Annotated in this window: 21 protein-coding genes; 18 read left to right on the forward strand and 3 right to left on the reverse strand. The window is 66.2% G+C overall.

Going from position 1 to position 25,036, the window contains the following annotated elements; translation table 11 throughout:
• Positions 1-618: 618 nt before the first annotated feature.
• From algD to EPK82_RS22535, 3 genes are read left to right on the forward strand one after another with little or no spacing between them, the layout of a single operon-like run.
• Positions 619-1,929: a GDP-mannose 6-dehydrogenase gene (algD, locus tag EPK82_RS22525; protein ID WP_037047397.1), complete on the forward strand. Its 1,311-nt coding sequence runs from the start codon at positions 619-621 to the stop codon at positions 1,927-1,929.
• A 48-nt stretch (positions 1,930-1,977) separates the two neighbouring features.
• A complete protein-coding gene (gene alg8, locus EPK82_RS22530) occupies positions 1,978-3,459 on the forward strand; it encodes a mannuronan synthase (RefSeq protein ID WP_047587947.1) in 1,482 nt (493 codons plus the stop codon).
• A gap of 26 nt (positions 3,460-3,485) precedes the next feature.
• Complete coding sequence (locus EPK82_RS22535; RefSeq protein ID WP_047587949.1) at positions 3,486-4,649, forward strand: alginate biosynthesis protein Alg44; 1,164 nt, start codon at positions 3,486-3,488, stop codon at positions 4,647-4,649.
• Positions 4,650-4,724: 75 nt separating this feature from the next.
• Here the strand turns inward: EPK82_RS22535 and EPK82_RS24840 are convergent, their stop codons facing one another.
• Positions 4,725-4,934, reverse strand: a complete 210-nt coding sequence (locus EPK82_RS24840; RefSeq protein ID WP_167494395.1) for a hypothetical protein — start codon at positions 4,932-4,934, stop codon at positions 4,725-4,727.
• Between EPK82_RS24840 and algK the strand changes: the two genes are divergently transcribed.
• From algK to EPK82_RS22600, 13 genes are all read left to right on the forward strand, one after another.
• On the forward strand, positions 4,927-6,303 hold the full coding sequence (gene algK, locus EPK82_RS22540; protein ID WP_134678102.1) for an alginate biosynthesis TPR repeat lipoprotein AlgK: 1,377 nt from the start codon (positions 4,927-4,929) through the stop codon (positions 6,301-6,303). The genes EPK82_RS24840 and algK overlap by 8 nt on opposite strands.
• A 14-nt stretch (positions 6,304-6,317) precedes the next feature.
• Positions 6,318-7,763, forward strand: coding sequence for an alginate export family protein (locus tag EPK82_RS22545; protein ID WP_134678144.1), 1,446 nt, complete (start codon positions 6,318-6,320; stop codon positions 7,761-7,763).
• An 11-nt stretch (positions 7,764-7,774) separates the two neighbouring features.
• Entirely contained in the window at positions 7,775-9,307 is a 1,533-nt protein-coding gene (gene algG / locus EPK82_RS22550) for a mannuronan 5-epimerase AlgG (protein ID WP_134678103.1), read from the forward strand.
• Positions 9,308-9,318: 11 nt separating this feature from the next.
• Positions 9,319-10,749, forward strand: coding sequence for an alginate O-acetyltransferase (locus EPK82_RS22555; RefSeq protein WP_134678104.1), 1,431 nt, complete (start codon positions 9,319-9,321; stop codon positions 10,747-10,749).
• A 10-nt stretch (positions 10,750-10,759) separates the two neighbouring features.
• Positions 10,760-11,833 (forward strand): mannuronate-specific alginate lyase, encoded by a 1,074-nt coding sequence (locus EPK82_RS22560; RefSeq protein ID WP_134678105.1) that lies wholly within the window; start codon positions 10,760-10,762, stop codon positions 11,831-11,833.
• A 128-nt stretch (positions 11,834-11,961) separates the two neighbouring features.
• The gene (locus EPK82_RS22565; protein ID WP_134678106.1) at positions 11,962-13,413 is read left to right on the forward strand and encodes an MBOAT family O-acyltransferase; all 1,452 of its coding nucleotides are present in this window, start codon (positions 11,962-11,964) and stop codon (positions 13,411-13,413) included.
• A gap of 13 nt (positions 13,414-13,426) precedes the next feature.
• Positions 13,427-14,560 carry an alginate O-acetyltransferase gene (locus EPK82_RS22570; RefSeq protein WP_134678107.1) on the forward strand — a complete coding sequence of 378 codons (1,134 nt, stop codon included), beginning with the start codon at positions 13,427-13,429 and terminating at the stop codon, positions 14,558-14,560.
• Between the two features lie 25 nt (positions 14,561-14,585).
• Positions 14,586-15,236: an alginate O-acetyltransferase AlgF gene (locus EPK82_RS22575; RefSeq protein ID WP_134678108.1), complete on the forward strand. Its 651-nt coding sequence runs from the start codon at positions 14,586-14,588 to the stop codon at positions 15,234-15,236.
• A 102-nt stretch (positions 15,237-15,338) separates the two neighbouring features.
• The gene (locus EPK82_RS22580) at positions 15,339-16,769 is read left to right on the forward strand and encodes a mannose-1-phosphate guanylyltransferase/mannose-6-phosphate isomerase (RefSeq protein ID WP_134678109.1); all 1,431 of its coding nucleotides are present in this window, start codon (positions 15,339-15,341) and stop codon (positions 16,767-16,769) included.
• A 124-nt stretch (positions 16,770-16,893) separates the two neighbouring features.
• Positions 16,894-17,358: a hypothetical protein gene (locus tag EPK82_RS22585; protein ID WP_037046803.1), complete on the forward strand. Its 465-nt coding sequence runs from the start codon at positions 16,894-16,896 to the stop codon at positions 17,356-17,358.
• Positions 17,359-17,447: 89 nt separating this feature from the next.
• Positions 17,448-18,278: an SDR family oxidoreductase gene (locus EPK82_RS22590; RefSeq protein WP_134678110.1), complete on the forward strand. Its 831-nt coding sequence runs from the start codon at positions 17,448-17,450 to the stop codon at positions 18,276-18,278.
• On the forward strand, positions 18,275-18,646 hold the full coding sequence (locus EPK82_RS22595) for a hypothetical protein (protein ID WP_037046790.1): 372 nt from the start codon (positions 18,275-18,277) through the stop codon (positions 18,644-18,646). Before EPK82_RS22590 ends, EPK82_RS22595 begins: the two co-directional genes overlap by 4 nt.
• Before the next feature lie 18 nt (positions 18,647-18,664).
• Positions 18,665-19,846, forward strand: a complete 1,182-nt coding sequence (locus EPK82_RS22600; protein ID WP_134678111.1) for an AAA family ATPase — start codon at positions 18,665-18,667, stop codon at positions 19,844-19,846.
• 108 nt (positions 19,847-19,954) lie between these two features.
• Here EPK82_RS22600 and trxB read toward each other — a convergent pair whose 3' ends face one another.
• Positions 19,955-20,902 carry a thioredoxin-disulfide reductase gene (trxB, locus tag EPK82_RS22605; RefSeq protein WP_037046785.1) on the reverse strand — a complete coding sequence of 316 codons (948 nt, stop codon included), beginning with the start codon at positions 20,900-20,902 and terminating at the stop codon, positions 19,955-19,957.
• A 240-nt stretch (positions 20,903-21,142) separates the two neighbouring features.
• Here trxB and EPK82_RS22610 point away from each other — a divergent pair, with 240 nt between their 5' ends.
• On the forward strand, positions 21,143-23,110 hold the full coding sequence (locus EPK82_RS22610; protein ID WP_134678112.1) for a sensor domain-containing diguanylate cyclase: 1,968 nt from the start codon (positions 21,143-21,145) through the stop codon (positions 23,108-23,110).
• Positions 23,111-23,174: 64 nt separating this feature from the next.
• The gene (cysZ, locus tag EPK82_RS22615) at positions 23,175-23,939 is read left to right on the forward strand and encodes a sulfate transporter CysZ (protein WP_037046781.1); all 765 of its coding nucleotides are present in this window, start codon (positions 23,175-23,177) and stop codon (positions 23,937-23,939) included.
• Here the strand turns inward: cysZ and EPK82_RS22620 are convergent.
• Positions 23,913-25,022: a sterol desaturase/SRPBCC family protein gene (locus EPK82_RS22620; protein ID WP_134678113.1), complete on the reverse strand. Its 1,110-nt coding sequence runs from the start codon at positions 25,020-25,022 to the stop codon at positions 23,913-23,915. The two genes, cysZ and EPK82_RS22620, sit on opposite strands and share 27 nt — an antisense overlap.
• Positions 25,023-25,036 lie beyond the last annotated feature (14 nt).

Consider the following 25,036-nt stretch of genomic DNA (forward strand, 5'->3'; position numbering starts at 1 on the left):
CCGCCATATCCCCGCCCCGATTCCCGCACGCGGCAAAGATTCCCCGGCACGGCGTTGCGCATGCAGAAACCGGCTTGGCATCACAGTTTCAGCTCATCCCAACTTTCCAGCGAACTTATCGCGCCGTTTAGTTATCGGATAGTTTCGAATTAATTAAATCGCGATGTGCCATCATGCATTTTGCAAACTTGCCACTATATTGCGATCAATTAGCCGTTCAGCTCCGGTTCAGCATCAGGACGAACGGTAGGAACTATCGGAAAGCGCCACGACTCATACAGCCCGTAACACATTTCAATACATAACTTTCTTTGTCACTGAACCTGCCTGATTGCGAATTAACTTTCGCCGGACAGATTCGCCCAAACGAAAGTTCCTGTATTCAACAGGGAGATTCACGAACCCGCCAAAGTACTGAAACAGAGGCCTCCCGCGAGGCACAAGCGACAACATCAAAGGGCCACTCTCTTATAAAGGCCCGTACTTGGCACCACTTCCGGTGCCCCACTCTACTTATGCCTGAATGAACTTGCCGCTGTAATGAACAGCAAGTTCACGGACGCGTTTTGGCCATAAGGCCAGTATTTGAAACTGCATCATACGGACGAGGTGAATACCATGCGAATCAGTATCTTCGGTTTGGGTTATGTAGGGGCCGTGTGTGCCGGCTGTTTGTCGGCTCGCGGCCATGACGTGATTGGCGTGGATATTTCCGCGCACAAGATCGACCTGATCAACAACGGCAAATCGCCCATCGTCGAACCGGGCCTGGAAGAACTGCTGCAACAGGGTCTGCGTCAGGGCCGCCTGCGCGGCACCACCGATGTCGCTGCAGCCGTACTGGAAAGCGATGTGTCGTTCATCTGCGTCGGCACGCCGAGCAAGAAGAACGGCGACCTGGAGCTGAACTACATCGAAGGCGTGTGCCGCGAGATCGGCATGGCCATGCGCGACAAGGGCGAGCGCCACACCGTGGTGGTACGCAGCACCGTACTGCCGGGCACCGCGAAGAACGTGGTGCTGCCGATCCTCGAGGACTGCTCGGGCAAGAAGGCCGGCGTCGACTTCGGCCTGGCGGTGAACCCCGAGTTCCTCCGCGAGAGCACCGCGATCAAGGACTACGACTTCCCGCCGATGACCGTCATCGGCGAGCTGGACCGCGCCTCCGGCGACCTGCTGGAAAGCATCTACAGCGAGCTGGACGCACCGGTCATCCGCAAGGACATCGAAGTCGCCGAGATGATCAAGTACACCTGCAACGTCTGGCACGCCGCCAAGGTCACCTTCGCCAACGAGATCGGCAACATCGCCAAGGCCGTCGGCGTCGATGGTCGCGAGGTGATGGACGTGGTCTGCCAGGACCACAAGCTCAACCTCTCTCGCTACTACATGAAGCCCGGCTTCGCCTTCGGCGGCTCCTGCCTGCCCAAGGATGTGCGCGCCCTGAACTACCGGGCCGGCAGCCTGGACGTGGAGGCGCCGCTGATCGGCTCGCTGATGCGCAGCAACGCCGCCCAGGTGCAGAAGGCCTTCGACATCATCTCCAGTCATGACTCGCGCAAGGTCGCCCTGCTCGGCCTGAGCTTCAAGGCCGGCACCGATGACCTGCGCGAAAGCCCGCAGGTGGAGCTGGCGGAAATGCTCATCGGCAAGGGCTTCGACCTGAGCATCTACGACCGCAACGTCGAGTACGCCCGCGTTCACGGCGCCAACAAGGACTACATCGAGTCGAAGATCCCGCACGTCTCCTCGCTGCTCAACAGCGACCTGGAAGACGTGGTGGCGAAGGCCGACATCATCGTCCTGGGCAACAGCGACGAGCGCTTCGCCAAACTGGCCGAGCAGGCGCCGAGCGGCAAGCGCGTGATCGACCTGGTGGGCTTCATGCCCCACGCCAGCAATGGCGTGGCCGAAGGGATCTGCTGGTAAGGGCCTGGCGTGCCCGCGTGCCAGGCACGCGGGCACCGAGAGACACATATGGACAAGCTCAAGAACGGCCTCAACGAAGCCAGCGGCTGGCTGCTCTATCTCAGCCTGCTGATGCTCCTGGCCCTGGCGTTGCCACGCACGGTGTTCGACCCCGAATCGCGGGACTTCCTCCTGCTCATCGGCATCGTCGGCATCTGGCGCTACTCCATGGGCGCCATGCACTTCGTGCGCGGCTGCCTGTTCCTCTATCTGGTCTACCCCTGGTATCGCCGCAAGGTGCTCAAGCTGGGCAAGGCGGCGGACCCTTCACATGTCTTCCTGATGGTCACCAGCTTTCGCATCGACGCGCTGACCACCGCCATGGTCTACCGCTCGGTGATTCGCGAAGCCATCGACTGCGGCTACCCGACCACCGTGGTGTGCTCGATCGTCGAGCTCTCCGACGAGCTGCTGATCAAGAACCTCTGGGCGCAGGCCGAGCCCCCCGAGCACGTCAAGCTGGACATCGTGCGCATCCCCGGCACCGGCAAGCGTGATGGCCTGGCCCACGGTTTCCGCGCCATCTCCCGGCAGATGCCGGACGAGCATGCGGTCGCGGCGGTGATCGACGGCGATACCGTGCTCGACCCGGGCGTGGTCAGGAAGTGCGTGCCCTGGTTCAAGCTGTTCCCCAACGTCGGCGGCCTGACCACCAACGAGTTCTGCGAGGTGCGCGGCAGCTACCTGATGAGCGAATGGCACAAGCTGCGCTTCGCCCAACGCCACCTCAACATGTGCTCGATGGCACTCTCCAAGCGCGTGCTGACCATGACCGGCCGCATGTCGGTATTCCGCGCCAGCGTGGTGACCAACCCCGAGTTCATCACCGACGTCGAGAGCGATCACCTGGAGCACTGGCGCCTGGGGCGTTTCCGCTTCCTCACCGGCGACGACAAATCCAGCTGGTTCAGCCTGATGCGCCTGGGCTACGACACCTTCTACGTGCCCGACGCCAGCATCAACACGGTCGAGCACCCGCCGGAGAAGAGCTTCATCAAGGCCAGCCGCAAGCTGATGTTCCGCTGGTACGGCAACAACCTGCGGCAGAACTCGCGCGCCCTGCGCCTGGGTGTGAAGCGCCTCGGCGCCTTCACCAGCCTGGTGCTGTTCGATCAGCGGGTATCGATGTGGACCTGCATCCTCGGCCTGTGCGTGGCGCTCATCGCCAGCATCAAGTACAGCCTGATGTACCTGCTGATCTACCTGCTGTGGATCGGCAGCACGCGCCTGATCCTGACCCTGCTGCTGATGCTCTCCGGGCATCGCATCGGCCCGGCCTACCCGGTCCTTCTCTATTACAACCAGATCGTCGGTGCGCTGGTGAAGATCTACGTGTTCTTCCGCCTCGACCAGCAGTCCTGGACCCGTCAACCGACCAAGTTGAACCGTGGCCTGTCCAGCTTCGCCAGCTGGTTCAACAGCTGGTCGTCACGCGCCATGACCTTCTCTGCCGCCTCCGTCTTCATCGCCGCGCTGCTGGCGCTGGTGTGACCGTACTCGAATAGGAATTAGCCACCATGAACTCTGTCGCCAATCTCAACGTCGTCCATGAGTCCGAAGCCCAGCGCCAGCACGCCCGCGTCAAGCTGCCCGGGCGCCTGCGCTACAGCAATGCCCAGCGCGAGCGCATCGACGCGCGCCTGCAGGATGTCTCCGCGGGTGGTTTCAGCTTCACCAGCGAGAACGCCACGCACAAGGTCGGCGACTTCCATCGCGGCCAGCTGCAGTTCCAGCTCGACAGCCTGGTCCTGGGCCTGGACATCGAGTTCCAGGTCACCTCGGTGCAGCCCGAGCACAACCGCGTCGGCTGCCAGTTCCATGGCCTCGGCGCCCGCGAGACGGCCGCCCTGCGCCACCTGATCAGCGCCCACCTGGCCGGCGAGCTGGTCAATGTCGGCGAAGTGCTGCACATTCTCCAGCGCGACAACTTCACCAAGGCGCGCAAGAACGGCTCCGGCAGCGGTATGGGCGTGTTCGGCCGTCTGCGTGCGGTCACCTTCAGTGGCGCCATCTTCCTCATCGGCCTGGCCGCCTTCGGCTACATCGGCAAGTCGATCTACGGCCTGTACTTCGTCACCCATGCCCAGTCGGCGCAGATCAGCCTGCCGGCGCTGCAGGTGACCATGCCGCGCGAGGGCAGCGTGCAGAGCCTGGCCCAGCCTGACGGGATGATCGAGAAAGGCGCGCCGATCGCCACCTTCACCACCAGCATGCTGGAGATGCTCAAGGGCCACCTGGGCGACGACCAGCTCGAGCCGAGCCAGATCGAGGCGCTGTTCGCCCGCGAGATGCAGGGCACCCTGACCAGCCCGTGCAACTGCAAGATCGCCCGTCAGCTGGTCGCGGACGGCCAGTTCGCCAGCAAGGGCGACGTGATCTTCGAGCTGGTGCCGCAGGATGGCGTGGCCACTGTCAGCGCCAGCTTTCCCTACCGCCACCTGGAGCAGGCCCGCCCGGGCACGCCGGTGACCTTCAAGGTCGCGGGTGAAGAACAGTCGCGGCGCGGCGAGATCGTCAGCAGCAGCCTGCACGACGGCGGCCTGAGCTCGGACATCCGCGTGGTGATCAAGCCGCAGGACACCCTGCCCGCCAGCCTCGCCGGACAGCCGGTGGACGTGGTCATCGACCGTGGTCCGTCGCTGAGCTGGCTGGTCGATCGCGCCGTCGCCGCAGGTCGATAGGGTCTGTTGAAGTTTATTCGCGGCCGCGCCGGAGCCAGTTTTTGCGCGGAGCAAGGCATGAGGAGAGAAGTTTGGTTATTCCAAATGAACGACGAATAACGCAGCACCGCGCAAAAACTGGCCCGGCCCTTCCGGGTTGCGCGGCAAATGTCGCCAGGCTGCGTTGCGGAGCTTGGCAAGGGAACGACCATTACCGGCGCTCCACGCCTTGCCTGGCGACATTTGGCGCAGCAACGCGACGCGCGATGAAACATCAACAGCCCCTACGGAGATCGCCGTGAGCATGCCACTTCTTCGCCCCGCCCTGCTCGGTTTGGCCGTCGGCGCCACGCTGGCCGGTTGCGCCGGCCTGCCGGACGAGCGCCTGGCCCGTGAAGCCCTGCACAGCGGCGACCAGCAGACTGCCGAATGGCATTTCCGTCAACTCGCCGAGATGGGCTACAGCGACGCGCAGATCGGTCTGGCCGATATCTACGCGGCCGGCGGCCAGGACCAGGATCTGGATCAGGCCGAGCGCATCTACCGCCAGGCCCTGGACGGTTCGCCTCGGGCCAAGGCACGCCTCGGCAAGCTGCTGGCACGCAAGCCCGGCAGCAGCCTGGCCGAGCGCCAGGAAGCCGCCGAGCTGCTGGAAAGCGCCAGCCGCGCCGGCGAGCCGAGCGCGCTGCTGCCGCTGACCGAACTCTACCTGTTCTACCCACAGGACTTTCCCGCCATGAACATCGCGCAACGTATCCAAGACTGGCGCCAGGAAGGCCGGCCGCAGGCCGAGCTGGCGCAGATTCTCCTGTACCGCACCGATGGCACCTACGACCAGCACCTGGGCGAGATCGAACGCATCTGCCAGGCCCGCCTGGCCAGCAACGACGCCTGCTATGTGGAACTGGCGACTGTGTACCAGAAGCAGAATCGCGAAGACGACCGCGAAGCGCTGCTCGAGCAACTGCTGGCCGGCTACCGCACGGGCACTGTCTCGCCCAACCAGGTCGAGTCCGTGGCCCAGGTGCTCAGCGATGCCGAGCTCGGCCAGCCGCAGCCGCAACGTGCCCAGGACCTGCTCGAAACGATCGCCCCGGACTACCCGGCGGCCTGGGTCAGCCTGGCGCGTCTGCTCTACGACTACCCGGCGCAGGGCGATACCGAGACCCTGCTCGGCTACCTGGACAAGGGCCGCGAAGCCGCCGTGCCGCGCGCCGAGCTGTTGCTGGGGCGCCTGTACTACGAAGGCAAGCTGCTGCCGAAAGAACCGCACAAGGCCGAGCAGCACCTGCGCAAGGCCGCGCCCAGCGAGCCCAGCGCCAACTACTACCTGGGACAGCTCTACCTGCGTGGCTACCTCGGCGAGGTCTACGCCCAGCAGGCCCTGGACCACCTGCTCAGCGCCGCCCGCGCCGGCCAGCTCAGCGCCGATTTCGCCCTGGCGCAGATGTTCAGCCAGGGCCGTGGCGTCAAGCCCAACCCGGTCAACGCCTACGTCTTCAGCCAGCTGGCCCTGCCGCGCAACACGCCGCCGACCTTCGAGCTGGCGCACGCGGTGGCCGAGAGCCTGACCCCGGCGCAACTGGCCGAGGGCCAGCGCCTGCTGCGCGAGGAGCGCGATGCACGCGGCATCGTCCTGCAGCAACAGGCCGCCCTGCAGGTCAGCCAGCCATGAACAAGGATGCCCGCATGCAGCTAAACCGTATCGTCAGTCAACTGGGACTGGGCGCCAGCCTGCTGGCAGCCAGCACCGCCCCAGTCTGGGCGGCGGATGCAACGAAGAACTTCGGCCTGGACGTGAAGATCACCGCGCAATCGGAAGACGACCGCGACCTGGGTACCCGCAGTGGTGGTGACGTCAACGGCCTCGGCCTCGACGTTCGGCCCTGGGTCTACGGCGAGCGTGGCAACTGGAGCGCCTTCGCCATGGGCCAGGCGGTGACCGCCACCGATACCATCGAGACCGACCCGTTGCAGGACGATGGCGAAACCAGCGAGCAAGGCAACGACGCACGTCAGCCGGACAAGAGCTACCTGGCGCTGCGCGAATTCTGGGTCGACTACGCCGGCCTCACCGCGTACCCCGGCGAGCACCTGCGCGTCGGGCGCCAGCGCCTGCGCAGTGACGAAGGCAGCTGGTGGGACACCAATATCGAGGCCGTCAACTGGCGCTTCGACACCACCCTGCTGCAAGCCACCGTCGGTGTCGCCGAGCGCTTCTCCGACTACCGCACCGACCTCGACGACCTGGCGCCCGAAGACGAGGATCGCCAGCACGTCTTCGCCGGCCTCGACTACCAGTGGACGCCCGGCCATCGCATCGGCGCCAAGCTGCACCACAGCCGCGACGACGGCCACCTGGCCAACCCCGGCGAGCGCATCGACGAGCTGAGCAAGCGCTACACCGGCGACCTCACCTGGTTCGGCGTGCACGCCGACGGCGGCTTCTTCGAGCGCAACTCGCGCAACCGCCTCAACTACTGGGCGCAGTTGACCTGGCTGCAGGGCGACACCGACCAGCTGCAACAGCAGGTGGTCGGCGACGAGCGCCTGGCCACCGGCTCGCGCAGCCAGGACGTCGACGCCTGGGCAATCGACCTGGGCCTGCGCTACAGCCTCGATGACAACTGGAAGGTCGGCGCTGCCTACGCCCGTGGCAGCGGCGGTGGCGATGACGATACCTCGCACCAGTTCATGCAGACCGGCCTGCAGAGCAACCGTGCCAACTTCACCGGCGTCGAATCGCGCCTGCACCGCTACGGCGAGGCCTTCCGCGGCGAGCTCTCCAACCTGCAGGTGGCCAGTGCATTCAGCTCCTTGCAGCTGGGCGAGGACTACGACGCCAGCGTCGTCTACCACCGTTTCTGGCGCGTCGATGACGATCAGGACGTCGGTGACAGCGGCATCACCGCGCCGCTGCAAGCCGGCGAGAAAGACATCGGCCAGGAAGTCGACCTGGTGCTGACCCGCTACTTCAAGCAGGGCCTGCTGCCGGCCGCCGTGGCCGAACAGCTGGACGAACGCTCGGCACTGGTACGTCTGCGCGCCGGCGTGTTCCTGCCCGGCGATGCCTATGGCAGCGGCACCGACTCGGTGATGCACCGCGCCTTCGTCGACTTCATCTGGCGCTTCTGAGGGATCGGACCATGCAACCCAACGGCTTAGCCCTACCCCTGCTGCTCGGCGCGCTGTGCCTCGGCGTGCCGCTGGCCCAGGCCAACCCGCAGCACCACCAGTTCGACTACCGCGTGCGCAGCGCTCCGGCCGAGGAGCTGCACATGGAAACGCCCAAGCTGCCGGACCTGTCCGGCTACACCAAGGACGCCGTGCTGGCGAAGATTCCGCGCGGGCACAAGGGCAAGGTGGTGGTGCGGCGCATGCTGCGCCAGGACGCACTGAAGGACTTCACCGGGGGCAACGAGCGCCTGCGCGAATGGATCGAGCGCCAGCAAGGCATGCCCCACGCGATCTTCATCGAAGGCGGCCTGGTCACCGCCCAGGACCTGGCCGAGGCACTGCCCGACAGCCAGTTCGCCGAGCAGGCACCGGGCGTGTACATCGCCCGCCTGCCCATCGTCGTCGCCGCGGGCGCCGCGCTGCACGTCGGCAAGGAAACCCGCGAGTTGCGCCTGTCGCAGGAACGCGGCGCGTTTCTGGTCAACGACGGCCTGATGTTCCTCACCGACACCCGCGTCACCGCCTGGCGCGAGGTGGACAACGGCCCGGCGACCTTCCGCGAGGCCAAGGAGTTTCGCCCCTTCCTGGTGTCCTGGGGCGGCAGCGAGCTGTACATCGCCAGCAGCGTGCTGACCAGCCTGGGCTACGACAACTCCAAGTCCTACGGCGTGTCGATCACCCAGTACACGCCGAACATGCACGAGCGCCTGCAGCGTGCAGAGCCGACCGGCTGGCTGATCGACTCGGAGTTCGTCGACCACTGGTACGGCTTCTACTGCTACGAAGCGCAGAACGTGGTGATCAAGGGCAACACCTACCGCGACAACATCGTCTACGGCATCGACCCGCACGACCGCTCGCACGGCCTGATCATCGCCGAGAACACCGTGTTCGGTACCAAGAAGAAGCACGGCATCATCATCTCGCGCGAGGTCAACGACAGCTGGATCATCAACAACGAGAGCTACGACAACAAGCTCTCCGGGGTGGTGATCGACCGCAGCAGCGTGCGCAACCTGATCGCCTACAACCGCGTGCACGGCAACCATTCCGACGGCATCACGCTGTACGAGAGCGGCGACAACCTGCTGTGGGGCAACCAGGTGCTGCGCAACCGGCGCCACGGCATCCGCATTCGCAACAGCGAGAACATCCGCCTCTACGACAACCTGTCGGCGATGAACCAGCTGACCGGCGTGTACGGCCACATCAAGGACCTGAGCAACACCGACCGCGACCTTGAGCTGGACCCGTTCGACACCAAGATCTCGATGATCATCGTCGGCGGCACCCTGGCCGGCAACGGCTCCAGCCCGATCAACATCGACTCGCCGCTTTCCGTCGAGATGTACCGCGTGAAGATGCTCGCGCCGAGCAAGGCCAGCGGCATCCAGCTGGCCGGGATTCTCGGCGAGAAGCAGGACGAGATTCTCGACCTCATGGTGCGCCAGCGCCTGCCCGTGCTGATCGACCCGATCGAGCCCGAGAAACTGACCAATTGATGAGGCCAAAGATGACACCATCGCCCTTCAAACTCCTCTCCCTGAGCATGGCCTGCGCCCTGGCCAGTACGGCGCTGCAAGCCGAAGAGCGGCAGGCGCCGCAGTATCAGGTCGAGGACTGCTGCTCGCTGTGCCCGGCAGCGCACGACGCCAGCCGCTACACCAGCAACTACATGAAGAACTTCGTCACCCTGCTCGATGCCGACGAAGGCTGGCTGTTCCGTAGCGTGGAAGACCTGCGCACCGAGTTCGGCACCAGCGAGGTCGGCTATCGCCGCCTCAAGGAACTGCGCGACGGCCTCAAGCAGCGCGGCGTCGAGCTGGTGGTGGTCTACCAACCGACCCGTGGCCTGGTCAATCGCGACAAGCTGCGCCCCGCCGACTACCAGCGCTTCGACTACGACAAGGCCCTGCGCAACTACCGCCAGGCCCTCAACCGTTTCGAGCAGTTGGGGATCTGGGTCCCCGACCTGAGCGGGCTCACCGACGAACACAGCGAGCAGGACTTCTACTTCCGCCGCGACCAGCACTGGACCCCCTATGGCGCCGAGCGCACTGCGCGCCTGGTGGCCGAAACGATCAAGCGCATTCCCGGCTTCGAGGACATCCCACGCAAGGAATTCGTCACCCAGCGCGTCGGCCTGATGGGCAAGACCGGCACCATGCAGAACGTCGCCAGCCAGCTGTGCGGCACCGGCTACGCGGTGCAGTACGTCGACCAGTTCATCACCGAACCCAAGGACGCCAGCGATGGCGACGCCCTGTTCGGCGACGAGAGCAGCCCGAGGATCACCCTGGTCGGTACCAGCCACAGCGGCAAGAACTACAACTTTGGTGGCTTCCTCGAGGAGTACCTGGGCACCGACGTGCTCAACGCCGCCTTTCCGGGCGGTGGCCTGGAAGGCGCGATGCTCGAATACCTGGGCAGCGAGTCGTTCCAGAACGACCCGCCGCAGATTCTCATCTGGGAGTTCTCGCCGCTGTACGACCTGGCCTCGGACAAGATCCACCGTCAGCTGATGGCCACCCTGAACAACGGCTGCGCAGGCCAGACCGAGCTGCTCAGCAGCGAGAAGCGCCTGCATCCCGGCAGCAACGAGGTGCTGGTCAACGGCCAGAACAAGCTGCTGACCCTGGCCGGCAATCGCCACCAGCTCGACCTGCGCTTCAGCGATCCGTCGGTCAAGCGCGTCGACGCCACCATCTGGTACCTCAACGGCCGCCGCGAGCAGATCAAGCTGGAGAAGCCCAACACCGTCGATACCGACGGACGTTTCGCCGTCGAACTGCGTGACGAGCCGGGCTGGGGCGACGAGAACTTCTTCGCCCTGGAAATCGAGAAACCCGCAGACAGCGACGACGACCTGAAAGTCCAGGCCAGCCTGTGTCAGCGCCCGACTGGCGCCGCCCAGCAGGTTGCCCGGCACGGCGCGGACGACTGAGGAGGCCACCATGCCCATGCGACTAGCCCCACTCACGCTCATGAGCCTGCTGCTCAGCGCCCCGGCCTTCGCCGCGCTGCAACCGCCGCCCGGCTACCACGCCGCCGTCGGCCAGCGCGGCGGCGAAGCGCCCAGCTGCCAGGCCGTGCCCCGTCCCTATACCGGCGACCTGCAGTTCACCAGCAAGTACGAAGGCTCGAACAGCGCGCGCGCCACGCTCAACCGCAAGGCCGAGAAAAACTTCCGCGAGCAGACCGCGAACATCACCCGTCTGGAGAAGGAAGCCGGACGGATGATCACCTACTACATGCGCACCGGCCAGCAGGGCCACCTGGACTGCGCCGTCGAGTGGCTCGACCAGTGGGCCAGCGCCGATGCCCTGGAGTCCGAGCAGTTCAACCACACCGGCAAGTCGATGCGCAAATGGGCGCTGGGCAGCCTCGCCGGCGCCTGGCTGCGCCTGAAGTTCTCCGAGTCGCAGCCGCTGGCGGCCTACCCGCAGCAGAGCGCGCGCATCGAGGCCTGGTTCACCCGCCTGGCCGAGCACACGGTGCGTGAATGGAGCGGCCTGCCGCTGCGCAAGATCAACAACCACAGCTACTGGGCCGCCTGGTCGGTGATGGCGGTGGCCGTCATCGCCGATCGTCGCGACCTGTTCGACTGGTCGGTGGAGCAGTTCCGCGTCGCCGCCGGCCAGGTCGATGCCGACGGCTACCTGGCCAACGAGATGCGTCGCAGCCAGCGCGCCCTGGCGTACCACAACTACGCCCTGCCGCCGCTGGCGATGATCGCCGCGTTCGCCCAGGCCAACGATGTCGACCTGCGCGACGCCAATCACGGCGCCCTGCAACGCCTGGCCGAACGGGTGCTGCAAGGTGCCCGCGACCCCGCTGCCTTTGCCCGCCGCAGCGGCGCCGAGCAGGACATGGCGGAGCTGCACAAGGACTACAAGTACGCCTGGCTGGCGCCTTACTGCAGCCTCTATGCCTGTGACGAGCAGACCCGCGAGCTGAACCAGGAGCGGGGGCCGTTCAACAGCTTCCGCCTCGGCGGCGAGGTGACGCAGGTGTTCGAAAAACCCTAGAGGCGGCTTGCCGGCGATGCTTTCAGAAGCCGATCGCCGGCAAGCCGGCTCCTACACGTAGCAAAACAAACCCTCCGCTCGCGGGGGGAAAGGGGGGCGCTGCCCCGGCTGTTCACGGAGAAGCACGGATGGTCTTTTCATCCAACGTATTTCTGTTCCTGTTCCTGCCGATCTTCCTCGGCCTGTACTACCTGTGCCCGAACCGCGGGCGCAACCTGCTGATCCTGATCGGCAGCTACACCTTCTACGCCTGGTGGCGGGTGGACTTCCTCCTGCTGTTCGCCGCCGTGACGCTGTGGAACTACCTCTTCGGCCTGCGTATCCAGGCGCATGCCGGCACCCAGGCAGCGCGCCGCTGGGTGGCCGTGGGGGTGATCGGCAACCTGGCCACCCTGGGCTATTTCAAGTACGCCAACTTCGGCGTGGCCAACATCAATGCCCTGCTGGAAGCCGCCGGCATGCAGCCGTTCGTGCTGACCCAGGTGATCCTGCCGATCGGTATTTCCTTCTACATCTTCCAGTCGATCAGCTACCTGATCGACGTGTACCGCAAGGACACCGAACCCACGCGCAACCTGATCAACTTCGCCGCGTTCATCGCCCTGTTCCCGCAGCTGATCGCCGGCCCCGTGCTGCGCTACAAGGACCTGGCTGACCAGTTCACCGACCGCACGCACAGCCTGGACAAGTTCTCCGAAGGCGCCACGCGCTTCATGCAGGGCTTCGTCAAGAAGGTATTCATCGCCGACAGCCTGGCACCGCTGGTCGACCACTGCTTCGCGCTGGACAACCCGACCACCGGCGAGGCCTGGCTGGGCATGGTCGCCTACACCGCGCAGCTGTACTTCGACTTCTCCGGCTACAGCGACATGGCCATCGGCCTGGGCCTGATGATGGGCTTCCGCTTCATGGAAAACTTCAACCAGCCCTACATCAGCCAGTCGATCACCGAATTCTGGCGACGCTGGCACATCAGCCTGTCCACCTGGCTGCGCGACTACCTGTACGTACCGCTGGGGGGCAACCGCCACGGCACCTTCAACACCTACCGCAACCTGTTCCTGACCATGCTGCTGGGCGGTTTCTGGCATGGCGCGAACTGGACCTTCCTGATCTGGGGCGCCTGGCACGGCACCTGGCTGGCCATCGAGCGCGCACTGGGCGTGAAGGCCGCGGCCACCCAGTTCAACCTGTTCAAGTGGGCCTTCACCCTGCTGCTGGTGATGCTCGGCTGGGTGATCTTCCGCGCCGAGAACCTCGAGGTCGCCGGGCGCATGTACGCCGCCCTGTTCGCCTTCGACGACTGGCACCTGAGCGAGCTGACCCTGGCGCGCATCACCGGCCTGCAGATGAGCACGCTGCTCCTGGCCTGGGTGGTGATCGCCCTGTGCGGCGCCCGGCAGTTCCTCGCCGGTCGTCGCCACGCGCCGGGGATGACCCTGGCCGGCGCCGGCGCTGCCCTGCAGGCCGTGGACATGCGCACGGTCGCCCTGCGTGGCGCGCTGCTCCTGCTGTTCTGCGCCTCGCTGCTCAAGCTCTCGGCGCAGAGCTACTCCCCCTTCCTCTACTTCCAGTTCTGAACGGAGGCCGATGATGAACCGCCCCATCAAGACGCTCTACGTCGTACTGTTCAGCCTGCTCCTGCTGCCCGTCAGCCTGCTCGCGCTGGCCAACCTCGCCGACTACCGCATGCCGGCCAAGTCCAGCGTGCTGGATGGCGGCCTGGCCAAGAGCATCGAGCAGCACTACGACGAGCAGTTCCCCCTGAAGCAGGCTGGCATCAACCTGTGGGCAGCGCTGGAGTACCTGGCCTTCGGCGAAGGGCGCAGCGGCCTGGTGATCGGTGACGGCGGCTGGCTGTACTCGGACGAGGAGTTCGACCCGGTGCCCGACGCCCAGCGCCAGATGCGCGACAACCTGGCGCTGATCCGGGGCGTGCAGCGCCAGCTGGAACAACGCGACATCCACCTGGTGCTGGCCATCCTCCCGGCCAAGACCCGCCTGTATCCGGAACACACCGGCGAGCACCACCCGAGTGCCCTGCAGACCAGCCTCTACCCGCGCTTCCACCGTGCGGTGCGCAACGCCGGAATCGCCGCGCCCGACCTGCTCGGCCCGCTGCTGGCCGGCAAGGGCAAGGCGCAGATGTTCCTGCGTACCGATACCCACTGGACGCCTCAGGGCGCCGATGTCACCGCACGCGCCCTGAGCGACGTGGTGCGCAGCGCGGTGCAGCTGCGTGGCGACCCCCAGCGGTTCGTGACCGAGACCGTCGAGACCCGCGCGCACCAGGGCGACCTGACCCGCTTCCTGCCCCTGGCGCCGCTGTTCGAAAGCCTGTTGCCGCGAGCCGATCAGCTGCAACAGCGCGAAACCCACAGCACCCAGGCCGGCAGCGACGACCTGTTCGCCGACAGCGACATGCCGGTGGCCCTGGTCGGCACCAGCTACAGCGCCAACCCGGCCTGGAACTTCGCCGGCGCGCTGCGCCAGCACCTGCAGCGTGACCTCGGCAACTACGCCGAGGAAGGCGAAGGCCCGCTGGTGCCGATGCTCAAGTACCTGCAGAGCGAGGAATTCGCGGACAACCCGCCGCAGCTGGTGATCTGGGAGTTCCCCGAGCGCTACCTGCCGATGACCAGCGATTTCACCGATTTCGACCCGCAATGGCTCGCCGCCCTCAAGGCGGGCGGCGAGCGCCAGGGGCTGGCTGCGGCCAGTCACTGATTCATCCCCCAAGGAGGACTATCCAATGACCAAACCAACCACCCTGCGCCGCTTCACCCTGGGTACCTGCGCGCTGGCCCTCGGCCTCGGCATGCTGCAGGCACACGCCGCCGATGACGGTGCGCTCTACGGGCCCAAGGCGCCCAAGGGCTCGGCCTTCGTCCGTGCGTACAACGCCAGCAGCGCCGAACTCGATGTCAGCGTCGGCCAGACCCAGCTCAAGCAGATCTCGCCGCTGGGTTCCAGCGACTTCAAGTTCCTCCCGGCGGGCAGCTACCAGGCTCAGGTCGGCACTGCGCAGATGCCGGTGCAGCTGCAACCCGAGCACTACTACACCCTGGTCAGCCAGAGTGGCGCCAAGCCGCGCCTGGTCGAGGAGCCGCCCTTCAGCAGCCGGCAGAAAGCCATGCTGCGCGTGCAGAACCTCAGCGACAGCACCCTCAGCCTGAAGACCGCCGACGGCAAGACCGCCGTGGTCGCCGACGTCGCACCCGATGGCCGTGGCGACCGCGAGATCAACCCGGTGAAGGTCGGCCTGGCGCTGTTCGAGGGCGAGCGCAAGGTCGCCGACCTCAAGCCGGTCACGCTGGAGCGCGGCGAGGTGGTCAGCCTGTTCGTCACCGGCGGCCAGGGCAAGTTGTCGCCGGTCTGGGTCAAGCGCCCCATCGATGGCTGAGGCCATCCACGGCTTCTGCAGAACAAGGAAAACGGCGGGTACACGTCGCACCGACACGACACGGGCAAACCACTTGATCAATCGTTCAGGAGAGACACAACCATGACCCCTATCATCCTTTCCGGTGGCAGCGGCTCGCGACTCTGGCCTCTTTCGCGCAAGCTGTACCCCAAGCAGTTCCTCGCCCTGACCGGTGAGCAGACGCTGTTCCAGCAAACCCTGCAGCGCCTGTCCATCGAAGGCATGCAGCCTCCGGTACTGGTGTCCAACCAGGAACACCGCTTCATCGTCCAGGAGCAGCTGGAGCAGATCGGCCAGCAGGCGCAATTGCTGCTGCTCGAACCCTTCGGCCGCAACACCGCGCCGGCCGTGGCCATGGCAGCCCTGCAACTGCTGGCCGAAGGTCGCGACGAGCTGATGCTGGTGCTGCCGGCCGACCATGTGCTGGATGACCAGCAAGCCTTCCGCCAGGCGCTGGCGCTGGCCACCGTGGCCGCCGAGAAAGGCGAGATGGTGCTGTTCGGCGTACCGGCCAACCGCCCGGAGACCGGCTACGGCTACATCCTCGGCGAGACCGACGGCGAGCTGCCGGACGGCGTCGCACGGGTCTCCAGCTTCGTCGAGAAACCCGACGCCAAGCGGGCCTCCGAGTACGTCGAGAGCGGCAACTACTACTGGAACAGCGGCATGTTCCTGTTCCGCGCCAGCCGCTTCCTGGAAGAGCTCAAGCAGCATGACGTGGATATCTACGACACCTGCCTGCTGGCCCTGGAGCGCAGCCAGCGCGAGGGCGAGCAGATCGCCATCGACCCGGCCACCTTCGCCTGCTGCCCGGACAACTCCATCGACTACGCGGTAATGGAAAAGACCGATCACGCCTGCGTGGTGCCGCTGTCGGCAGGCTGGAACGACGTCGGCAGCTGGTCGTCGATCTGGGAAGTGCACGACAAGGACGCCGCCGGCAACGTGGTCAGCGGCGACGTGCTGCTGGAAGACAGCCGCAACTGCCTGGTGCACGGCAACGGCAAGCTGGTGTCGGTGCTCGGCCTGGACGACATCGTCGTGGTGGAGACCAAGGACGCCACGATGGTGGCGCACAAGGACCGCGTGCAGGACGTCAAGAAGCTGGTCGGCAAGCTCGACGCGCAAGGCCGCAGCGAAACCCAGAACCACTGTGCCGTCTACCGCCCCTGGGGCTCGTACGACTCGGTGGACATGGGCGGTCGCTTCCAGGTCAAGCACATCACCGTCAAGCCGGGGGCGCAGCTGTCGCTGCAGATGCACCACCACCGCGCCGAACACTGGATCGTGGTATCCGGCACGGCCCGCGTGACCTGCGACGACCGCGAGTTCCTGCTCACCGAGAACCAGTCCACCTATATCCCGATGACCTCGGTGCATCGCCTGTCCAACCCGGGCAAGATCCCGCTGGAGATCATCGAGGTGCAGTCCGGCACCTACCTGGGCGAAGACGACATCGAGCGCCTGGAGGATGTCTACGGCCGCAGCGACGCGGTGGCGGCACATGGCTAGGTAAGCGCCCCACGCAGGAGCCGGCCTGCCGGCTCCTGCGCACATCCCCGGTAACGCCTCGGCGGTTACCCGTGCGACGACAGCTTGTGTACGATGAGCACAGACTTCAATCAGGGCTGTTCTCATGCTGTTCGGTGTCGCACTCGTCATTACCTGGCTGATCCTGCTGATCCGCTATCCGGGCAAGGCCTTGCCGGTTTCCATGGCGGCGCTGCTCGGGCTCGGCCTGGTCGCCACCTGGGTGCTCTGGCAGGAAAGCCGCGACGAGCGCTACCTCGCCCACCTCGAACTGCGCCTGAACTACGACCCGCAGCGCTGCCCCGCCGACCGCCCGCTGGCCATCGCACTCAGGAACGGCAGCGATGCCGCCCTGCTCGAGCTGCGCTGGGAGGTCGCCGCCTACCGCCCCGGCAACGCCACCAACCTGGCCCAACGCCTGTACGAGTCGCCACGCTACAGCGGCCCGGGTGAACTGCTGCCGGGCGCCAGCTGGAACGACTGCCTGCCCGTGCCCGATCTGCGCAGCGGTTATCGCCCGTCCACGCTGGAATTTCGCGCCGAGCGCCTGCAGGGCAAGTTCGTCCCATGAACGCAGAAACACCGGCAGCGGACGTTGGCCATGACTGCAGCCGTGGCTGCTAAGCTGCAGCCCCATTCGCGTCTCAGGGAGTCCCGCGCATGCCTCAACCCAGCGTCCTCATCACCGGCTGCTCCAGCGGCATCGGCCGCGCCCTGGCCGATGCGTTCAAGGCCGGCGGCTATGCCGTCTGGGCCACGGCGCGCAAGGCGTCCGACCTGGCCGAACTGCAACAGGCCGGCTTTCATGCGGTAGCACTCGACGTCAACGATGGAGAGGCCCTGCAGCAGTTGGCCGAGCGCCTGGGCGAGGAGATCGGCGGCCTCGACGTCCTGATCAACAACGCCGGCTATGGCGCCATGGGCCCGCTGCTCGACGGTGGCGTGGACGCGATGCGCCAGCAGTTCGAGACCAACGTGTTCGCCATCGTCGGCGTCACCCGTGCGTTCTTCCCCCTGTTGCGCCGCAGTCGTGGCCTGGTGGTGAACATCGGCAGCGTGTCGGCCATCCTGGTCACCCCTTTCGCCGGCGCCTACTGCGCCTCCAAGGCGGCGGTGCATGCCCTGAGCGATGCGCTGCGCATGGAACTGGCGCCCTTCGCCATCGAGGTGATGGAAGTGCAGCCCGGCGCCATCGCCTCCAGTTTCGGCGCCAGCGCCAGCCAGCAGGCCGAAGCCCTGATTCGCGAGGATTCGCCCTGGTGGCCATTGCGCGAGGGCATTCGCGCACGCGCCAGGGCCTCGCAGGACAACCCGACTCCGGCCAGCGATTTTGCCGCGCACCTGTTCGCCGCCGTCCAGCGCGACAAGCGCCCGCGCCTGCTGCGCCTGGGCAACGGCAGCCGCGCCTTGCCCCTGCTCGCCGCGCTGTTGCCGCGCGCGCTGCTGCAACGGGTTCTGAGCAAACGCTTCGGCCTGGCCAAGGCGCTATGAGCGAGCCCCTGCACCTGCGCTACTACGCCGCTGCCGGCGTGATCACGGCTGTGCTGCTCAACCTGCTGCTGCGCACCTTCGTGCGCCTCGGCGGGATGATCACCACCCTGCTGATTGCCGCCGCCATCGCCGCCGGCCTGGCGCTGGTATTCCACTGGCGCCAGGGGCGTGCGCCCAGCAACGCGGAGCGCTGGCGCTTCACGGCGCTCTATGGCGGCGTACTGGGGCTGCTCTACCTGGGTCTGCTGGGCATGATGTACCTGCAGGACACGCCCAGCCCCATGGGCCTGTTTCTCTTCAGCCTGCACTACCTGTGCTACCCGCTGCTGGCCTGGTGGGCCTTTGCGCCGCGCCATGGCCGCCGCTAACCCGTCAGGACGACATTCATGCTGCACACCCTCGCCGTTGCCAATTACCGCTCGATCAACCGCCTGATCCTGCCGCTGGGGCGGCTCAACCTGATCACGGGCGCCAATGGCAGCGGCAAGTCCAACCTGTATCGCGCTCTGCGCCTGCTGGCGGAGACCGCGCAAGGCGGCGTGGTCAACGCCCTGGCCCGTGAAGGTGGCCTGGAGTCGAGTTTCTGGGCCGGGCCGGAGAAGGTGTCCCGGCGCATGCGCAATGGCGAGGTAGCCGTGCAGGGTGGCCCGCGACAGGGCGCCATGCGCCTGCGCCTGGGGTTCGTCGGGGATGATTTCGGCTACAGCATCGCCCTGGGCCTTCCCGAGTCGAACTCGGGTGAGGATCGCACCACGCCCAGCGCCTTCGCCCTCGACCCGGAGATCAAGCGCGAGTGCATCTGGGCCGGCGCCAGCTACCGACCGGCGTCGCTGCTGGTGGATCGCGCCGGCCCCATGGTGCGCATGCGTGAGGGACGCAGCTGGGAGGTACTGGCCCAGCACCTCCCGAACTACGACAGCCTGTTCGATCAGATCGGCAACGACCCCGGTTGCCCGGAAGTCTTCCAGCTCCGGGAAACCATACGCCGCTGGCGCTTCTACGATCATTTCCGCAGCGACGCCGACGCGCCGGCACGGCAGCCACAGCTGGGCACCCGCACGCCGGTGCTGCATCACGATGGCCGCGACCTGGCCGCAGCCCTGCAGACCATCCGCGAGATCGGTGACCCCGCCGCTCTGGACGCCGCCATCGACGACGCCTTCCCCGGCAGCCGCCTGCGCATCGACTTCCAGGCCGGCGGGCGCTTCGTCGTCGAGCTGCACCAGGAGGGCCTGCTGCGCCCGCTGGGAGCCGCCGAACTGTCCGACGGCACGTTGCGCTACCTGCTGCTGGTCGCCGCCCTGCTCACGCCACGGCCACCCTCGCTGATGGTGCTCAACGAGCCGGAAACCAGCCTGCACCCGGACCTGCTGCCTGCGCTCGGGCGCCTGATCATCGCCGCCTCGCGGCAGACCCAGGTATGGGTCGTGTCCCACGCCAGCCGCTTGATCGCCACACTCAGGGAAAGCCCCGAATGCAACATCCTGGAGCTGGACAAACAGCTCGGCCAGACCTGCATCCGCGGCCAGGGCATGCTGGACGAGCCGCCATGGCACTGGCCGGACTGAGCAGCCCGAGCGCAGCCCCGCAGGAGCTTGTCGGCCGGTGATCAGCCACTGCTGCGCAGCGCCGGCAAGCCGGCGCCTGCGACGACCGCGAGCAACGCGGTCAAGGCCTCAGAGCCCGTCGAGATAGCGTTCCACGTCCAGCGCGGCCATGCAGCCGGCACCGGCCGAGGTGATCGCCTGGCGATAGACCGAGTCGGCCACGTCACCAGCGGCGAACACGCCGGCGACGCTGGTCGCGGTGGCATTGCCCGCACGACCGCCGTCGACCACCAGGTAGCCATCCTGCAAGGCCAGCTGGCCGTCGAACAGGCCGGTATTGGGGGTATGCCCGATGGCCACGAACAGACCGTCCACACTCAGCTCGCGGTACGCGCCGCCGTATTGCTTCAGGCGCACGCCGGTGACGCCACTGGCATCGCCCAGCACCTCGTCGACCTCGGCATTGAGCTGCAACTCGATCTTGCCCTCGGCAATGCGCGCACGCAGCTTGTCCTGGAGGATTTTCTCCGCCCGGAAGGTATCGCGGCGGTGGATGAGCGTCACCTTGCTGGCGATGTTGGCCAGGTACAGCGCTTCCTCGACGGCCGTGTTACCACCACCGACCACCGCCACCTCGCGACCGCGATAGAAGAAGCCGTCGCAGGTGGCGCAGGCCGACACGCCGCGCCCCATGAAGGCCTCCTCGCTGGGCAGGCCCAGGTAACGCGCACTGGCGCCCGTGGCGATGATCAGCGCGTCGCAGCTGTAGGTAGCGCTGTCGCCCACCAGGGTGAAGGGCTTGCCAGCCAGATCCACGGCATTGATATGGTCGAAGACGATCTCGGTCTCGAACCGCTCGGCATGCTCCTGCATGCGCTGCATCAGGGCCGGGCCGGTCAGCCCGTGGGGGTCGCCAGGCCAGTTGTCCACTTCGGTGGTGGTGGTCAGCTGCCCACCCGCCTGGATGCCGGTGATCAGCAACGGCTTGAGATTGGCCCGCGCGGCGTACACGGCGGCGCTGTAACCGGCCGGACCGGAACCCAGGATGATGACGCGGGCGTGACGAACGCTGGACATCGCTAACTCCTCGCCGACCCGTCGCGCCGGCTGCAATAAAAAGGGGACTTTCGAAGCGCTAGGGGAAGGCTTGTGAAGAGTGAAAGCCCCGCGAAAGTGAAGGTGCGGCCCAGACTATCGGGCAGCCTGAACGGGCGGAAATACCTATCGCCAATGCCCCGGATAGAGAGGCGCTATCGTTCATGCACGGCCCCGGAGCCTCACTATACTGAGGCTGTAGCGACGAGGACGAAAACCCCGATGAGCCTGCGCAAACGCCTGTTTTCACTCTTTGCGCCGCTGCTGGTAGTGACCCTTCTGATCGTCCAGCTCCTGTCGGACCACCTGCTGCTGCGCCGTTTCGACCAGCAGGACGAACAGAACCTCCAGGACGCGGCCAGCAAGGCACAACAGATCCTGTTCGACCACATCGAGCAGGCCGCGCAGCTGCTGCGCAGTTACAGCTGGTGGGACCAGAGCTACGCGGTCGCCCAGGCGCGCAGCCCGGTGGAACGCTACCTGGAGGAAGACCTCGACGACACCGAACTGGACAACTACGACTTCGACTTCATGGTCATGTTCGATGCCCAGGGACGCCTGCTGCTGGAGCGCTGGGGCACGTTCGACACCCGCGAACTGCTGGTGCTGGGTCCGGGCGGCGAACCGAGCCGTGAAGACCTGCGCAACGACGTGTACGCACGCAGCGCGGCGACAGGCATCCTCGACGCCAAGGGCGATCCGCGCTTCACCACGGCGCAGTTCCTGCTGGTCCATGGCGTGCCCACCCTGCTGCTGAGCAGTGCCGTCACCGACAGCGACGGCACTGCGCCGGCGGCCGGCGCCTTTATCGCCGGACGCTTCTTCACCACGTCGCGCATGACCTCACTGGCGCACCAGTTCGTCGGCCAGGTCGCCTTCATCCCCGCCGTGGCCGACACGACGGGCTGGCAGCCCAGGCACGAGGCACCCCTCGGCGCCGAAGTCAGCCCCCGCGAGCTGCTGTCCGACAAACGGCAGAGCATCCTGCTGCAGCTCGACAACCCGTGGCAGGCACCCGAGCTGGCCCTGCGCATCACCACCGAGCGCAGCAACTACAACGGTGCGCACGACGCCTTGCACTTCTTCCTGGCGATCAGCTTCGTCATCGTTCTCGGTGCTGCCCTGGTTGTCTACATGGGCCTGGAGTTCTGGCTGCTCAGGCGCCTGGAGGTGCTCAACCGGGAGATCGACGGTATCGGCGAGCAGACCCGGCTGCCGAAGCTGGCGGACCTCGGCAGGGATGAGCTGGGGCAGCTGGGCAGCGCCCTCAACAGCATGCTCGAGCGCCTGGAGCAGAGCGAACAACGTGACCGCGCCATTCTCGAGTCGATCCAGGACGGCTACTTCGAGGTGGACGAACACGGCCAGGTCCAGCGCATCAACGGCGCCATGGTGAAGATTCTCGGCTACAGCAGCGAGGAACTGCTGGGCCGCCCCTTCACCCAGCTGCTGCTGCGTGGCCATACGGCAACGGCCCTGCAGTACTTCCAGAACGCCCGCGATGACAGCAGCCTGCGCACCCTCTGCACGCCGATGCGGCGTCACGACGGCACCCTCGGTGACTTCGAGGCGCGCCTGTCGGTGATACAGGACACCGACGGCACCTTCCGTGGGTATCGCGGCATCCTCCGCGATGTCAGTGCCCAGGCCTCGCAGCGGCGCAAGCTGCACACCCTGGCCTATCACGACACCCTGACCGGGCTGGGCAATCGCAAGGCCTTTCTCGAACACCTGCCGCAGCAGATCGCCGAGGCCCAGAGCCAGGGCAAGCAACTGGCGCTGTTCTTCATCGACCTGGATCACTTCAAGCAGGTCAACGACCGTTTCGGCCATGATGCCGGCGACGAGCTGCTGCGCGCCATTGCCCTGCGCCTGCAGCACACCCTGCGCCAGCCGGACCAGCTCTACCGCCTCGGCGGCGACGAGTTCACCCTGCTGGTCTCCAACGCCAGCGCCGAAACCGCACGGATCGTCGGTGAGCGCCTGATCGCCGCGCTGCGCAAACCCTTCGACATCGCCGGTACATGCATCGACTTCGTGACCCTGAGCATCGGCATCGCCCTGTGCCCGCTCGATGGCCAGGACGCGGTCACGCTGACCAAGGCGGCCGACAGCGCGATGTACCTGGCCAAGCGCCAACGCAGCCACATCGTGATCGGGCCGGCGACGCAAGGCACCCCGCAAGAGTGACTGAACTTTCACCCGCGCGCTGAAATCGGTATGGTCGCGCCCATTGACCACTCCGGAGTCTTCCATGCCCGCCGCCCCCGTACTGTCCGGCCCGCAATACCTGCGTGAAGGACTGAAACTCATCCTCAGCCCCGGCCTGCGCCTGTTCGTGCTGCTGCCGCTGGCGGTGAACCTGCTCCTGTTCGCCACGCTGATCGGCTTCGCCGTGCAGCAGTTCAGCGGCTGGGTCGACACCTTCATGCCCAACCTGCCGAGCTGGCTGAGCTTTCTGCAGTACATCCTCTGGCCACTGTTCGTGGTACTGGTGCTGCTGATGGTGTTCTTCACCTTCACCATGCTGGCCAACATCATCGCGGCGCCGTTCAACGGTTTCCTCGCGGAGAAGGTGGAGGTGGTCGCCCGTGGCCAGGACCACTTCCCGCCGTTCAGCTGGGCCGAACTGGCGGCGATGGTGCCGCGCACCATGGGCCGCGAGATGCGCAAGCTGGGCTACTTCCTGCCGCGTGCCATCGGCCTGCTGATCCTCAGCTTCATCCCCCTGGTCAACCTCGTGGCCGCACCGCTGTGGCTGCTGTTCGGTGTGTGGATGATGGCGATCCAGTACATCGACTACCCCGCCGACAACAACAAGATGAGCTGGCAGGACATGCTCGCCTGGCTGCGCGAGAAGCGCTGGCAGAGCCTGAGCTTCGGCGGCATCACCTACGCCGCGCTGCTGGTGCCGGGGCTGAACATCCTGATGATGCCGGCCGCCGTGGCCGGCGCGACGCTGTTCTGGGTACGCGAGCGCGGCGAGCAGGCATCAGCGGCTGGCCAGGACCTCACGTAATGCCTGCATGGAGGCCTGCGACTCGCGCTCGATGCGGCGGCGCATGAACAGGCCGTTGAGCAGTCGCATCGGCCAGCCCTCGAAACCGTACTCGAGGGTGCGCACGAACTCGCAGCCCCCTTGCTCCTCCACGCAGGCGTAGGTCAGCAGCAGGTGCAGGCCATGTTCGCCACGGGCACTGGCCTGCCAGCACCGGCCCGGCTGATGGTCGAGCACGTCCCAGCGCAGGTGCCCGGCGCGCCCACCCGCGTGGATGTCTTCCTCGAATCGCTCACCGGCGAGCAACGCGCCCTCGCGACCGTAGATGCGCAGTGACGACGGGTGCCAGTCCGGCCAGTGAACCGGCGCGGCGGCGTAGCCCAGTACCTGCTCGGCGGGTAACGCGACACGGATGCGATGCTGCTGGCGGTTCTGCTGGTGAATCGCCTCGGGCTCCCAGTGCAGGGTGCCGTAGAGCCAGTCCATCAGCGGATGGACGATGCCGAAGTTGCGCGCATGCATCAGCTCGCGACGGTGGTGCAGCGCATGCAGGCGGCGCATCTGGCGAATCCACGGCAGGCGCGAGAGCGGGTGCTCGGCGGGCAGGTGCTCGCAGGCATGCACCACTTCGTAGCTCATGTAACCCAGCAGCATGCTGCCGGCGAACAAGGCGGCGAGATTGCCATCGAGCCGGGACAGCAGCCACCAGAGCGCGAACAGGGGCAGGCTGTAGAGCACGATCAGCCAGGCCGGGAACAGAATCACGCGCCAGTCGCGCGCGGTCTCGTAGGGCATCAGCGTCTCGACGAAGAAGCTGTGGTGGTCGCCCGTGTGGCGCTTGTAGAAGAGTCTGCCGAAGCGCGTTCGGTTGTGGCCGAGGCGCCTGTGCACCAGGTACTCGCCCCAGCTGAAGAACACCAGCGTCGCGGGTATCAGCAGCCACTGCCAGGGCGCCACGGCCTCCAGCGAGCGCCACAGCAGGCCGATGCAGAGCAGGCCGTACGCCAGCACGAACGCGGCATGCAGCCAGGGGCTGTACAGCGGATGGATGGCAGCCCGGTAGTCGCTGCGAAAAGCCTGGGCATTGTCGTTGTTGTAGGCCATGGCGCTCTCCTGTG

Origin of the sequence: Ectopseudomonas khazarica (assembly GCF_004521985.1) — a bacterium.
Lineage (GTDB): Bacteria > Pseudomonadota > Gammaproteobacteria > Pseudomonadales > Pseudomonadaceae > Aquipseudomonas > Aquipseudomonas khazarica.

What these genes read in the sequence shown, in the direction of transcription:
- algG (WP_134678103.1), top strand. Translation starts at nt 7,775, where the DNA reads ATGCAACCCAACGGCTTAGCCCTACCCCTGCTGCTCGGCGCGCTGTGC.
- EPK82_RS22565 (WP_134678106.1), top strand. Translation starts at nt 11,962, where the DNA reads ATGGTCTTTTCATCCAACGTATTTCTGTTCCTGTTCCTGCCGATCTTC.
- alg8 (WP_047587947.1), top strand. Translation starts at nt 1,978, where the DNA reads ATGGACAAGCTCAAGAACGGCCTCAACGAAGCCAGCGGCTGGCTGCTC.
- EPK82_RS22610 (WP_134678112.1), top strand. Translation starts at nt 21,143, where the DNA reads ATGAGCCTGCGCAAACGCCTGTTTTCACTCTTTGCGCCGCTGCTGGTA.
- EPK82_RS24840 (WP_167494395.1), bottom strand. Translation starts at nt 4,934, where the DNA reads ATGCTCACGGCGATCTCCGTAGGGGCTGTTGATGTTTCATCGCGCGTC.
- EPK82_RS22560 (WP_134678105.1), top strand. Translation starts at nt 10,760, where the DNA reads ATGCCCATGCGACTAGCCCCACTCACGCTCATGAGCCTGCTGCTCAGC.
- EPK82_RS22545 (WP_134678144.1), top strand. Translation starts at nt 6,318, where the DNA reads ATGCAGCTAAACCGTATCGTCAGTCAACTGGGACTGGGCGCCAGCCTG.
- EPK82_RS22600 (WP_134678111.1), top strand. Translation starts at nt 18,665, where the DNA reads ATGCTGCACACCCTCGCCGTTGCCAATTACCGCTCGATCAACCGCCTG.
- trxB (WP_037046785.1), bottom strand. Translation starts at nt 20,902, where the DNA reads ATGTCCAGCGTTCGTCACGCCCGCGTCATCATCCTGGGTTCCGGTCCG.
- EPK82_RS22620 (WP_134678113.1), bottom strand. Translation starts at nt 25,022, where the DNA reads ATGGCCTACAACAACGACAATGCCCAGGCTTTTCGCAGCGACTACCGG.
- EPK82_RS22555 (WP_134678104.1), top strand. Translation starts at nt 9,319, where the DNA reads ATGACACCATCGCCCTTCAAACTCCTCTCCCTGAGCATGGCCTGCGCC.
- EPK82_RS22585 (WP_037046803.1), top strand. Translation starts at nt 16,894, where the DNA reads ATGCTGTTCGGTGTCGCACTCGTCATTACCTGGCTGATCCTGCTGATC.
- EPK82_RS22590 (WP_134678110.1), top strand. Translation starts at nt 17,448, where the DNA reads ATGCCTCAACCCAGCGTCCTCATCACCGGCTGCTCCAGCGGCATCGGC.
- algD (WP_037047397.1), top strand. Translation starts at nt 619, where the DNA reads ATGCGAATCAGTATCTTCGGTTTGGGTTATGTAGGGGCCGTGTGTGCC.
- cysZ (WP_037046781.1), top strand. Translation starts at nt 23,175, where the DNA reads ATGCCCGCCGCCCCCGTACTGTCCGGCCCGCAATACCTGCGTGAAGGA.
- EPK82_RS22535 (WP_047587949.1), top strand. Translation starts at nt 3,486, where the DNA reads ATGAACTCTGTCGCCAATCTCAACGTCGTCCATGAGTCCGAAGCCCAG.
- EPK82_RS22580 (WP_134678109.1), top strand. Translation starts at nt 15,339, where the DNA reads ATGACCCCTATCATCCTTTCCGGTGGCAGCGGCTCGCGACTCTGGCCT.
- EPK82_RS22570 (WP_134678107.1), top strand. Translation starts at nt 13,427, where the DNA reads ATGAACCGCCCCATCAAGACGCTCTACGTCGTACTGTTCAGCCTGCTC.
- EPK82_RS22575 (WP_134678108.1), top strand. Translation starts at nt 14,586, where the DNA reads ATGACCAAACCAACCACCCTGCGCCGCTTCACCCTGGGTACCTGCGCG.
- EPK82_RS22595 (WP_037046790.1), top strand. Translation starts at nt 18,275, where the DNA reads ATGAGCGAGCCCCTGCACCTGCGCTACTACGCCGCTGCCGGCGTGATC.